Source organism: Ensifer adhaerens, assembly GCF_000697965.2.
Classification (GTDB): domain Bacteria; phylum Pseudomonadota; class Alphaproteobacteria; order Rhizobiales; family Rhizobiaceae; genus Ensifer; species Ensifer adhaerens.
In genome coordinates this window covers 1473935-1486674 of record NZ_CP015881.1, presented here as the reverse complement: position 1 = coordinate 1486674, position 12740 = coordinate 1473935, and the positions used below count along the sequence as shown (strand labels likewise).

Genomic DNA, 12740 nt, shown 5'->3' with positions numbered 1-12740 from the left:
AATCGGGATACGGCGGCAGGGGCGGCGGATTTCGTGGATACCGCCCTCTGCCCTGCCGGGCATCTCCCCCACAAGGGGGGAGATCGGCTGGAGGCAATGCCTCAACATTCATCTCTGCGAGACGGTGTCCAGCCGGCGCAGCGGCTGCGGACCCAGACGGCGATCGGTGCCGCGACCACCGATCCCGATCGCCGCGAGGCCCGCATTGCCTGGCTGTTAGCGCTGCCGGCCATCACGCTGCTCGTCCTCTTCATCCTTTTACCGACCGCGGCGGTGATCGTTCTCGGTTTCACCGATTTCGAGCTCGGCTACGGCAGCTTCCGCTTTGTCGGCTTCGAGAACTATGCCGAACTCTTCAGCGACCGCACCTTCCGGCGCTCGCTCTGGAACACCACCATCTACACCGCGATCGTCACACCGGTTTCGATCGTGCTGGCGCTGGCAATCGCCATGCTGATCGAGGCGGAAACCAAGGGCCGGGCGTTCTTCCGCACGGTCTATTTCCTGCCGGTGGCCTCGCTGCTCGTCGCCATGGCGACGGTCTGGCAGTTCCTGTTTCACCCGACCATCGGCCCGATCAACACCTTCTTGGCCGTTTTCGGCATTGCCGGCCCCAACTGGCTCGGGGCCTCCGGCACGGTGCTCTATGGCCTGTCGATCATCGGCATCTGGCAGTCGGTCGGCTTCAACATGGTGCTGTTCCTCGCCGGTCTCACCGCCATCCCGCGCGAGCTCTATGCCGCAGCCGAAGTCGACGGCGCCAAGACCTGGTTCGATCGTTTCCGGCTGGTGACCTGGCCGATGCTCGGGCCGACGACGCTGTTCGTCACCACCATCAGCATCATCAACTCAGTGAAGGTGTTCGAGACGGTGAAGACGCTGACCGAGGGCGGTCCGAACAAGGCGTCGGAGGTGCTGCTCTTCACCATCTACCAGGAGGGCTTCGTTTATCTGCGCGTCGGCTATGCCTCGGCCATGACCGTCGTCTTCCTCGCCATCCTCGTCGTCCTGATGTTCCTGCAGTACCGCGTGCTCGACCGGAAGGTTCACTACGCATGACCAACACCATCTCCGTCGCCCGCCTCATTCGCCTCGCCGTTCTGTCGTTTGGCGCGCTCATCTTCCTCGCGCCCTACATCTTCATGGTCTCGACCGCCGGCAAGGCTCAGAGCGAGATCTTCTCCTCGTCGCTGTCGCTGATCCCTGAGCAGTGGTCCTATATCGAGAACTTTTCCAAGGCGCTGTCGCGCGTCTCGATGACGACCCTGCTCTTCAACGGCGTTGTCGTCTGCGCGCTGATCTTCGTCATCCAGATCGTCGTCGCCATCCCTTGCGCCTATGCCATGGCGAAGCTGAAGTTTCGGGCGGCCCGCACCATGATGGTGCTGGTCATGCTCGGCCTCCTGGTGCCGATCCACGCAACCGCGCTGCCCATTTACGTGGCCTTCGACAGGTTGTCGGTGCTGAACAGCTACGCAGCGCTAGTGGCGCCGTTCTCGATCTCGGTGTTCGCGATCTTCCTCTTCCTGCAGTTTTTCCGCGCCATGCCCGACGATCTGATCCATGCGGCACGCCTCGACGGTATGTCTGAAGCCGGCATCGTCGCGCGCGTCATCGTGCCAAACGGCTGGCCGGCGATCACCGCCTTTGCAATCTTCTCGGTCGTCGCCCACTGGAACGATCTCTTCTGGCCGCTGATCGTCGTCACCAACCAGGACTATGCGACCCCGCCACTCGGCCTTCTCTACTTCCGCGCCGCAGAAGCCGGCGACGACTACGGCGCGCTGATGGCCGCGACCCTCATCATCACCCTTCCCCTCGTGACCGCGTTTCTGCTGGCGCAGAAGCGCTTTGTCGAGGGCATTACCATGACCGGTCTCAAAGGCTGAACGGTCCAACCTGGAGCGCAACCCATGACACATCTGAGACAGCTTTTCACCGCGGCTGCCGCATCGCTGATGCTCGCAGCCCCCGCCGACGCCGAGACCCAGCTGACGGTGCATTATCCGATGCCCGGCTTCTTCAAGGACGTGATGGATACGATCTCGAAGAAGTTCATGGAAGAAAACCCGGATATCAAGATCACCTTCGCCAATCCGTCGGCGACCTATGAGGAAGGCATCCAGACGATCATGCGTCAGGCCGGAACGGCCGAGATGCCCGATCTCACCTTCATCGGCCTCAACCGCCTGCGCATGGTCAACGAGCGCGACGTCCCCGTTGATCTCGGCCCGTTCATCGCCAAGGACGGCAACATGGCCGAGCAGGGCTTTTCCGAAAACATCCTGAAGCTCGCCCAGGTGGGCGGCAAGCAGGTGGGCCTTGCCTTCGCCACCTCCAACCCGATCATGTATTACAACGCCGATCTCGTGCGCAAAGCCGGCGGCGACCCGGGAAACCCGCCGAAGACCTGGGACGAGGTCATTGCGCTCGGCGGCAAGATCAAGGCGCTTGGCGACGGCAACGAGGGCATCGATTTCCGCTGGCAGGGCGATGACTGGATGTTCTCCGCGCTGCTCTTCGGCGCCGGCGGCGAGATGCTGAGCGAAGACGAAAGCAAGGTTGCCTTCAACGGTCCCGAAGGTGAGAAGGCCGTCGAAGTGCTCGACCGCATGGTCAAGGAAGGCGGTCTGCCGGTTTTGACCAAGCAGGCCGGCGAGCAGGCCTTCGTTGCCGGCAAGGTCGGTTTCGCCTTCCAGACGACGGGCGCGCTGCGCAACACCATCAAGAATGTCGGCGACAAGTTCGACCTGCGCACTGCCCATATCCCGCTCATCGACCCGGCAAAGGGCAAGCTGCCGACCGGCGGCAACGCCGTCGTTATCCTGACGCGCGACGCCGAAAAGCAGGAAGCCGCCTGGAAGTTCGCGAAGTTCGCAGCCGGCCCCTATGGCGCCTCGGTTGTCGTTCCCGGCACCGGCTATGTGCCGAACAACGAGCTGGCCGCCAAGTCGCCTGAGTATCTCGCCAACTTCTACAAGGAAAACCCGCTGTTCCGTGCTGGTCTCGAGCAGATGGCGCTGATGCGCCCCTGGTATGCCTTCCCCGGTAGCAACGGGGTGAAGGTGACGCAGACGATCGTCGAGAACCTGTCGCGCATCGTCGAGCAGCAGGCCTCGCCGAAGGAAGCGCTGGACGAGGCCGCGGCCGAAGTCGAAAGCCTGCTGCCGCGCAGCTGATCCTGTAACCAAATCGATCGACGCCGCCCCGAAGGAAACTTCGAGGCGGTGTTTTCGTGTTTGCTCACGCGAGGTGGCGAACAGTCCCGCCTGCGTAGAGTCGGCAGTCGAGATTGAGATGGCGGCAGCCCGACGCATTCTCGGCCATATCGAGCAACAGCGCCGCCGCTGCGAGCCCCATGTCGCCGTCGGGCATCGAGATGGTGGTGAGTGTTGGCGTCATCAGCCGGCCAAGCGCGATGCCGTCGAAGCCGGCGACGGAGACATCGTCAGGCACGGAAAGGCCTTCACGCCGCAGCGCTGCTATCACGCCGAGCGCCAGCAGATCGTTGGAAGCGATGATTGCGGTCGGGCGGTGCTGCGCAAGAACCGTCGCGAGGTCGAGGTTTTCATAGCCGTCGACGAAGGGGATCTCGACCGCCTCCATCGGCCGGGCGCCGGCTTCCTGCATAGCGGCCAAATAGCCGTCATAGCGCAGGCGCGCCCGGTCGGATGAACGGAAGTGGCCGGAGACGACGAGGATGCGGCGGTGACCGTGGTCGAGGATGTGGCGAGTGAGATCGAAACCGGCCCGGTAATTGTCGACGGTGACGGCGGCAGCGAAGCGTGCGACCGGCCGGTTGTTGAGAAGCACCGTCGGCGGCAGCGCCGCCGAAAGCGCCTCGCTGGTCTTGGCGTCGCAGAGCGTCAGGATCAGACCGGTCGGCCGCTGTTCGAGCAGCGAGCGCACGGCGCGCGCCTCGAGTGCGGGATCATAATTGGATTGGGCGATCAGCACGCCATGGTTCGCCGCCTGCAAACGGTGCTGGATGCCGCCGAGCGAGGCGGCAAACACCGGGTTGGTGACGCTTGGCACCAGCACGCCGACGACGGGCTGGCTGCGGTTGGTGGCGCGTCCCGTGGCCGGCGACGGCCGGTAGCCGAGTTCGGCCGCCGCCCGGCGCACGCGACGCACCATCTCGTCGCTGACGGGACCTTCGCCCTTCAGCACCCGCGACACGGTTGCCAGCGAGCAGCCGGCATGAAAGGCGATCTGTTGCAGGGTAACCATGATCGCGCTCTAACGGGTCTGCGTGACAGCTGATTGAAGGACCGGACCCAAGGTTTTCCACGTCGCGCGTGAATTATTATTCATGCTGTGAATTATATTGACAGAAGCTGAGTCCGCGGCTTAAATCGCAATCGTCGGAAGTCGAGGAGGAGTTCCGGCGAACTCATACATTCAGCGGCCGCAAACAAACGGCCCTATCGGTTTTTGGGAGGGGCTTCGGCCTCGAGGAGGACGCGTGCGCAAATTTCTCAGCACGACCGCTCTGGCGGTCATTGCAGCTTCGTTTTGGGCAGGTTCGGCAAGCGCCGAAACGGCGAACCCGTTTCGCTGCCAGCCCGGCGAAAAATACGTCATGAACGTCATGGTATCCGGCGTCGAATACTGGTTCCCGGTCTATGAAATGTTCAAGCAGGCCGGCCAGCAGTTCGGCTGCGAGACCGAATATACCGGCACGCCGGAATATGACGTCAACAAGCAGATCGCCACTTTCGACCAGGCGCTTGCCCAGAACCCGGCCGGCATTCTGGTGCACCCGATGAACTCCGATCCGTTCATCGAGCCGATCAACCGGGCGATCGATCAGGGCACGGCAGTCGTCACCTTCGCTGCGGACTCGCCGCTGTCGAAGCGCGTCTCCTTCATCACCTCGGACAACACCCGCGAAGGCATCTATGCCGCCGACGCGATTGCCGAGAAGATGGGCGGCAAGGGCGAATATGCCGTTCTTGAAAACCCCGGCCAGGACAACCACGACAAGCGCATTACCGCCTTCGTCAATCGCATGGCCGAGAAGTGGCCCGACATGAAACTCGTCGGTCGCGCCGCCTCGAACCAGGATCCGAACAAGGCCTATCAGGGTCTGATGAGCCTCATCCAGGCCAATCCGAACCTCGGCGCCGTGTTCATGCCGGAAGCCAACTCCGCGATCGGTGCGGCCCAGGCCAGCAAGGAAAGCGGCGGCAAGGTCCTCGTCATGTGCGCCGACGTCAACGCCAACATCCTCGATATGATCAAGGCCGGCGAAGTCTTCGGTTCGATCAACCCGAACCAGGGCATGCAGGGCTATATGGGCTTCATGCTCCTGTGGATGGCGAAGCACCCGGAACTGATCGATCCGATGAACGACGCCAAGCGTTCCGGCTTCAACCCGATGAGCATCCCCTTCGTCGACAACGGCCTTTCGATCGTTACCGCCGAAAATGCCGATGACTTCTACTGGGACAAGTACCTGAAGCGTCGTGGCACCAAGGGCATCGACGAGTAAGATTGTGAATTGGCTGCCCGGTCGTTTCCGGGCAGCCAGGACTGCGGGTGGAGGACAGCATGACAGCACAACCGGTTCTGGAGGTCCGGCGCGTCACCAAGCATTTCGGTGCGGTGAAGGCGCTGACGGAGGTGGATTTTCGCCTCGAGCGGGGAGAGATCCACGCACTCTGCGGCGAAAACGGCGCAGGCAAATCCACGCTGATGAACATCATTGCCGGTGTGCTGCAGCCGAATGACGGCGAGGTGCTGGTGGATGGAGCGTCCGTGAAAATCGCCTCGCCGGCGACCGCCCAGACGCTCGGCATCGGCCTCGTCCACCAGGAAATCGCGCTCTGCCCGGATGCGACGGTGGCGGAAAACATGTTCATGGCGGCCACCAACCGCCGGCGCTCGCCGCTGATGAATTACGGCGCGCTCGAACGCGAAGCCCAGGTAGTGATGAACCGGCTGGCGCCGATCGACGTCCGGCGCAAGGTCGCCGACCTCGCCATTTCCAGCCAGCAGCTGGTCGAGATTGCCAAGGCGCTGACGCTCGACTGCCGCGTACTGATCCTCGATGAGCCGACCGCGGCGCTGACGGAAGCCGAAGCGCAGGCGCTGTTCGCCATCATCCGCGACCTGAAGGCCGCGGGCATATCGATCATCTATATCAGCCACCGCATGGCCGAGATTTTTTCGCTCTGCGACCGCGTCACCGTGTTTCGTGATGGCCGCCATGTGGTCACCGAGAAGATCGCCGACGTGACTGCTGATGATGTCGTACGCCGCATGGTCGGCCGCGAGATCAGCCAGCTCTATCCGCAAAAGCAGGCGCCGGAGGCGCGGACGGACGAGACCATTCTCTCTGTGCGTGGCTTGAGCGATGGCGACCGCATCGACACCGTTTCCTTCGATCTGAAGCGGGGCGAAATTCTTGGCATCGGCGGTCTGATCGGCTCCGGTCGTACCGAGATCGCCGAAGCGATCTGCGGTCTGAGGGCCAAGTCGAAGGGCGACATTACGCTGCGCGGAAAGCCGCAGCGCATCGGCAACTACCGCGACGCGGTCGATGCCGGCATCGTCTATCTCTCGGAGGATCGCAAGGGGTCCGGCGTCTTCGTCGACCTGTCGATCGCGCAGAATATTTCGGTGCTTGATCTGAAGACGCTGACCGGGCCGCTCGGATTGCTGAATTCCAGGGCCGAGGCCGATCTCGCCCGCGATTTCGTCCGCCGGCTCGGCGTGCGCATGGGCGGCATCGATATGCCGGTCTCGTCGCTCTCGGGCGGCAACCAGCAGAAGGTGGCGATTGCCAAGCAGCTCGCCGTTCGCCCGCAAGTGATCCTGATGGACGAGCCGACGCGCGGCATCGATGTAGGCGCCAAATCCGAAATCCACCGGCTGCTGCGCGAGCTTGCAGAAACCGGCATCGGCATTGTCGTGATCTCGTCGGAACTGCCGGAGCTGCTCGGGCTTTGCGACCGGGTTCTGGTCGTGCGCGAAGGCGCGATCGCCGGCGAGCTTGATGACAGAGAAATGAGCGAGGAGGCGGTGATCCGCCTGGCCTCAGGGGTGACGCAAACGGCCGAGGCTGGCCGGATGGTGGATCATGTCGCCTGAAAGAACTGATAGAGCCGGGGAGGCGGAAATGGCTGTTGATACGATGGTTGCAACGCATGCGCAGGCGCCCGCCTGGAAACGCATCGGCACGATGCGTGAGGCGGGGCTGATCGCGATCATCCTGGCGCTCGGTATCATCATGAGCTTTGCCTCGCCGCATTTTCTCACCTTCGGCAACATGCGCGCCATGCTGATGAGCTTCTCGGTCGAAGGAATCGTCGTCGTCGGCATGACGATCCTGTTGATCGTCGGCGGCATCGACCTCGCCGTCGGCTCGGTCGTCTGCTTCGCCATGGTGCTGGCCGGTTCGCTGTTTCTCGCCGGTGTCGATCCCTGGACGGCCTCGCTGGTCGGCATCCTCGCCAGCAGCATGATCGGCATGATCATGGGCTTCTTCGTCACCGTCGTCGGGCTCAATCATTTCATCACGTCGCTGGCGGCGATGGTGATCGTGCGCGGCCTCTGCCTCGTCATCACCAAGGGCACGCCGCTGTCGCTCTTCACGCTGCCGGTGTCGTTCAAGGCGGTCGGGCAGGGCACCTTCCACGGCGTGCCCTATGTCATCCTGATCTTCGTCGCCGTCGTCGTGCTCTTCGACTTCCTGCTGCGCCGGGCGACCGCCTTCCGCAAGGTCTTCTATACCGGCAGCAACGAGAAGGCAGCGCTCTATTCGGGCATCAAGACCAAGCAGGTGAAGTTCTGGGTGACGGTGCTTTGCTCGACGCTCGCAGGTGTCGCCGGCGTCATCTACATGTCGCGCTTCGGCGCCGCGACGCCCACCTTCGGGGTCGGTATGGAGCTCAACATCATCGCTGCGGCGGTCATCGGCGGCGCCTCGCTCAACGGCGGCTCGGGCACGATCCTCGGCGCCATCCTCGGTATCGCTCTTCTCTCGGTTGTCACCAGCTCGTTGATCCTGCTCGACGTCTCCGTCTATTGGCAGGACATGATCAAGGGGTGCATTCTCTTGGCTGCCGTTTCCATCGACCACCTGCTGCACAAGCGGAAGGCAGCCTGACCATGCCGATTGCCAAACCCATTTTGTCCCAGGCCTCAAGTGCGCGAGAAGAACTCGTCGTCGCGCGGCAGATGCATCAGGCGCTCGTCCTGCATTTCCTCGAAGGACTGACCCAGTCGCAGATCGCCGATCGGCTCGGCATCTCGCAGCCGACCGTTAACCGGCTGATCAAGCGCGGCCGTCAGCTTGGCCTGGTCGAGATCAAGATCAAGTCGCCGATCGAGCCCTTGGTCGACATGGAAGAGCAGTTGCTTGCGATCGGCGGCATCCGCCGGGCGATCGTCGTGCCGACCGTTTCCGACAATCAGCAGACCGCCCTCCAGGCGGTCGGCGAGGCGGCAGCCCGGCTGCTGCTCGAAGAGATCGGCGATGGCGACACGATCTGCATCACCGGCGGCAAGGGTGTCAGTGCCGTCGTCGCGGGGCTGCAGGCGCCGCGCCGCTTCGATGTCGAGGTAATCCCCGGTACCGGCTGCGTCCAGGGCAAGCACTATACGGATGTGAACCACGTCTCGACGATGATGGCCGACAGGCTCGGCGGGCGGTCTTTCCAGATCCACGCGCCGCTCTTTGCCGACAGTGCCGCCGAGCGGGCGATGCTGATCAACATGCGCTCGGTGGCGGATGTCTTCGGGAGGGCGCGCGAAGCGAAGGTGGCGGTGGTCGGCATCGGTTCGATCCTTTCGGACGATTCGAGCTACTACGACCTGCATCCGTCTTCGAGCACGGACCGAGCGGCAATCGAGCGCTCTGGCGCAAGCTGCGAACTTCTCGCCCATCTGCTCGATGATGAGGGACGTGTCTGTGACTACAGCCTCAACCGGTCGCTGGTCTCGCTGACGCTCGAAGAATTCGCCTCGATCCCGACGAAGATCGGCGTGGCAAGTGGACCGAACAAGGCCGGACCGATCCTCAGCGTCATGCGGGGACACCACCTCGACACGCTGGTGACGGACGAGGCGACCGGCGAGCGCGTGCTCGCCATGGCAAGCGAAAAGGGACTTCTGGCATGAGCGGGGATCAATTGATGCGGGAGATCGGCCGATCGGGCGTGAAGGCTTCGGCCGTCGGGCTCGGCACCTGGGCGATCGGCGGCTGGATGTGGGGCGGCACGGACGAGCGGGAATCGATCGCGGCGATCCAGGCTTCGCTCGACGCCGGTGTGACGCTGATCGATACGGCGCCGGCCTATGGCCTCGGCCGCTCGGAAGAGATCGTCGGCAAGGCTTTGGCCGGCCGCCGCGACAAGGCAATCATCGCCACCAAGTGCGGGCTCGTCTGGCATACGGACAAGGGCAAGCACTTCTTCGACCAGGACGGCAAGCCGGTGCACCGCTACCTCGGCCGAGATGCGATCCATCACGAGGTCGAGCAGAGCCTGAAGCGGCTCGACACCGATTACATCGACCTCTACATCACCCATTGGCAGGACCCGACGACGCCGATCGAGGAGACCATGGCCGCGCTCGAAGAGCTGCGCCAGGCGGGCAAGATCCGGGCGATCGGCGCCAGCAATGTCGGCCGTAGCGACCTTGAACAGTACATCGCGATCGGCGGGCTCGACGCGATCCAGGAACGCTTCAGCATGATCGATCGCGAGATCGAGGCGGAGCTTTTGCCGCTGACGCGGCGCAACGGCGTCGCCACGCTCAGCTACTCGTCGTTGGCGCTCGGCCTTCTCTCCGGCGGCATCGGACCGGAGCGGGTGTTTTCAGGCGACGACCAGCGGCGCGACAATCCGCGCTTCTCGGTCGGCAACCGCGAAAAGGTCGCGGCCTTTGCCAAGGCCATCCAGCCGGTCGCAGAAAAGCATGGCGCGACAATCGCCCAGATCGTCATTGCCTGGACGCTCTGCCAGGAGGGCGTGACTTTCGCGCTCTGCGGCGCACGCAATCCGGCGCAAGCGCTCGACAATGCAAGGGCCGGGACGATCCGGCTCGATCACGATGATCTCGCGGGGATCGACGCGGCCATCGCGGCGACGCTCGTCAACATGGACAGCTAACGGACTGCCATCATGAACCGGGAAGAGATTTTCAACGGGCTCCCCAAGAGCCCGAAGGTGGACGTGTGCGTCCTCGGCGGCGGCATCAACGGCCTCAGCGTCTTTCGTGAACTGGCGCTGCAGGGGGTGAACGTGCTGCTCGTCGAGAAGCACGACTACTGTTCGGGCGCGAGTGCGGCGCTGTCACGCATGGTGCATGGCGGTCTTCGCTATCTGGAAAATGGCGAGTTCAGCCTGGTCAGGGAATCGCTGGTCGAACGCGATCGGCTGCTGAAGAACGCGCCGCATTACGTGGCGCCGCTGCCCACGACCGTGCCGATCTTCGACATCTTCTCGGGCCTTGCCAATGGCGCGGTTCGCTTCCTGGGATTGACGCGGCGGCCAAGCCGCCGTGGCGCCGTCGCCGTCAAGATGGGCCTTGGCATCTATGATTTCCTGACGCGCAAGCGGGCGCTGATGCCGAAGCATGCCTTCCGAGGGCGGCGCACGACGCTTGCACGCTGGCCGGCGCTCAATCCCGACATCAAGAGTTCCGCGACCTATTACGACGCCTGGGTCAGCCAGCCGGAACGTCTCGGCATCGAGCTGTTGAAGGACGGGCTTGCCGCCGGTTCTCACGCGCAGGCGCTGAACTACGCCGAACTGACGCTGGCCGCACCCGGACGCTACGAACTGAAGGACGATGTCACCGGCGCGGTCGCTGCGATCGAGCCCGGCCTCATCATCAACGCCACCGGCGGCTGGATCGATATCGCCAACGGCGCACTGTTTCCCGCAACGTCGAAGCCGGCCCCGTTGATGGGCGGCACCAAGGGCTCGCATCTGATCATCGACAATGCCCAACTCATGGAAGCGCTTAACGGCCACATGATCTATTACGAGAACGAGGATGGCCGCATCTGCATCCTCTTTCCCTATCTCGGCAAGGTGCTGGTGGGCTCGACGGACATTCGTGTCGATGATCCCGAAACCGTGCGCTGCGAAGCCGACGAGCGCGACTACATCCTGCAGTCGCTCGCCTTCGTCCTGCCAGACATCCGGATCAGGCCGGAAGAGGTGGTGTTCCAGTTCTCGGGCGTACGGCCGCTGCCGGCGAGCCAGGACAGCTTCACCGGTCGCATCCCGCGCGACCATTTCTGCACCTTCGTGGAGGGTGTTGAGGGCGGTCCGCCGGTGCTCTGCATGATCGGCGGCAAATGGACGACGTTCCGCTCCTTCGGCGAAATGGCGGCCGACCTCACCCTGGAACGGCTCGCAAAACAGCGCCATGTCAGCACCGGAGAACGTGCCATCGGTGGCGGGCAAGACTATCCCTCCGATCGCGACCGATGGGTCGATGATGTTGCGGCAGCCACCGGGCTTTCGCGGGAGCGCATGCAAGTGCTTTTCGTCCGCTATGGAACGGGCGCGCGAGACGTTGCCGATCTCATCGCCGCCGGCGCTGACCATGCCTTGCCGCATCGGGATTACTCCGCGCGCGAGCTGCAATACCTGATCCGCAGCGAAGCCGTCGAACATCTCGAGGACCTGCTGCTGCGCCGCACGACGCTTGCAATCACCGGCGAGCTCTCGCTCGACATGGTGGATGCGGTGCTCGCCGTGCTTGCCATCGAAAAGCAATGGTTGCCGCCGCGTGTCGCGGTCGAGCGTAAGCGATTTCTTGCCCTTCTCGTCGAGCGCCATGGCGTCGACGAGGAAACCCTATCCGTACGGAACGAACAAAGGAGTGCATTATGCGAAACAACAGCAAGGTCCGGATGAACCGTCTGTTCGGCGGTGGACGTTGCCTCGACGTCGCGATCGATCATGGCGTCTGCAACGAACCCTCCTTCCTCAATGGTCTTGAAGACATGTCAGCCGTGGTCAAGGCGCTGGTCGCGGCCGCACCGGATGCGATCCAGATGAATTTTGGCCAGGCGGATCTGTTGCAGGAGGTGCCGGGCAAGGACAAGCCGGCGCTGGTCATGCGTCTCGACATGGGCAACCCCTATAACCGCATCCGCCACCGGCACATGTGGGCCGTGTTGCAGAACGAGGCCGAACCGTTGATCGGCGCGCTGGCGATGGACGCGGCCTGCGTCGTCGTCAACCTCTTCATGCTGCCGGACGAGCCCGATCTCTTCCGCCAATGCGTCGCCAACATCTCGCGCGTGCGGGCCGATTGCGACAAGTACGGCATGCCGTTGATGATCGAGCCCTTGGTGATGCAGCCGGTGACCGAGCACGGCGGCTACATGGTCGATGGCGACGCCGAGAAGATCGTGACGCTGACCCGGCTTGCGCGCGAGATGGGCGCTGACATCGTCAAGGCGGACCCGACCACCAATGCCGAGGATTTCCACCGGGTCGTCGAGGCGGCGCGCTGCCCCGTTCTCGTGCGTGGCGGCGGCAAGGAGGACTTGCGCAACGTCTTCGACAAGTCGGCGGCCTTGATGCGTCAGGGCGCAATGGGCATGGTCTATGGGCGCAACATCTACCAGCACGCCAATCCGAGCGCCGTTGTGCGCGGCCTGATGGCGATCATCCATGAGGATGTAAGCGGCGAAGAAGCCTACGCGCTCTACCAGCGCGGTTGAAATCGCTCAGCCGGAACCGCTTCACCAGCGATGCTCCGGCGCAAGA

At 63.4% G+C, this 12740-nt stretch carries 11 protein-coding genes; 10 read left to right on the top strand and 1 reads right to left on the bottom strand.

The window, feature by feature from the left end:
• The first annotated feature begins 96 nt into the window (after positions 1-96).
• Genes FA04_RS26375 through FA04_RS26365 form a run of 3 tightly spaced genes read left to right on the top strand, consistent with a single transcriptional unit; the run spans position 97 to position 3179 of the window.
• Positions 97-1059, top strand: a complete 963-nt coding sequence (locus FA04_RS26375; protein WP_082936569.1) for a carbohydrate ABC transporter permease — start codon at positions 97-99, stop codon at positions 1057-1059.
• Positions 1056-1889, top strand: coding sequence for a carbohydrate ABC transporter permease (locus FA04_RS26370; RefSeq protein ID WP_034805578.1), 834 nt, complete (start codon positions 1056-1058; stop codon positions 1887-1889). The genes FA04_RS26375 and FA04_RS26370 overlap by 4 nt, the downstream gene beginning before the upstream one ends.
• 24 nt (positions 1890-1913) lie before the next feature.
• A complete protein-coding gene (locus FA04_RS26365; RefSeq protein ID WP_034805581.1) occupies positions 1914-3179 on the top strand; it encodes an ABC transporter substrate-binding protein in 1266 nt (421 codons plus the stop codon).
• Between the two features lie 64 nt (positions 3180-3243).
• Here FA04_RS26365 and FA04_RS26360 read toward each other — a convergent pair whose 3' ends face one another.
• Positions 3244-4230, bottom strand: coding sequence for a LacI family DNA-binding transcriptional regulator (locus FA04_RS26360; protein WP_034805584.1), 987 nt, complete (start codon positions 4228-4230; stop codon positions 3244-3246).
• Between the two features lie 235 nt (positions 4231-4465).
• Between FA04_RS26360 and FA04_RS26355 the strand changes: the two genes are divergently transcribed.
• From FA04_RS26355 to FA04_RS26325, 7 genes are read left to right on the top strand one after another with little or no spacing between them, the layout of a single operon-like run.
• Positions 4466-5494, top strand: a complete 1029-nt coding sequence (locus FA04_RS26355; protein WP_034805587.1) for a substrate-binding domain-containing protein — start codon at positions 4466-4468, stop codon at positions 5492-5494.
• Positions 5495-5553: 59 nt separating this feature from the next.
• Entirely contained in the window at positions 5554-7095 is a 1542-nt protein-coding gene (locus tag FA04_RS26350) for a sugar ABC transporter ATP-binding protein (protein ID WP_034805590.1), read from the top strand.
• Positions 7096-7123: 28 nt separating this feature from the next.
• Complete coding sequence (locus tag FA04_RS26345; protein ID WP_034805593.1) at positions 7124-8113, top strand: ABC transporter permease; 990 nt, start codon at positions 7124-7126, stop codon at positions 8111-8113.
• 2 nt (positions 8114-8115) lie between these two features.
• The gene (locus FA04_RS26340) at positions 8116-9126 is read left to right on the top strand and encodes a sugar-binding transcriptional regulator (protein ID WP_034805596.1); all 1011 of its coding nucleotides are present in this window, start codon (positions 8116-8118) and stop codon (positions 9124-9126) included.
• Complete coding sequence (locus FA04_RS26335; protein ID WP_034805599.1) at positions 9123-10118, top strand: aldo/keto reductase; 996 nt, start codon at positions 9123-9125, stop codon at positions 10116-10118. The genes FA04_RS26340 and FA04_RS26335 overlap by 4 nt, the downstream gene beginning before the upstream one ends.
• Positions 10119-10130: 12 nt before the next feature.
• Complete coding sequence (locus FA04_RS26330; protein WP_034805602.1) at positions 10131-11879, top strand: glycerol-3-phosphate dehydrogenase/oxidase; 1749 nt, start codon at positions 10131-10133, stop codon at positions 11877-11879.
• Entirely contained in the window at positions 11852-12694 is an 843-nt protein-coding gene (locus FA04_RS26325) for a class I fructose-bisphosphate aldolase (protein ID WP_034805605.1), read from the top strand. The genes FA04_RS26330 and FA04_RS26325 overlap by 28 nt, the downstream gene beginning before the upstream one ends.
• The last annotated feature ends 46 nt before the right edge of the window (positions 12695-12740 follow it).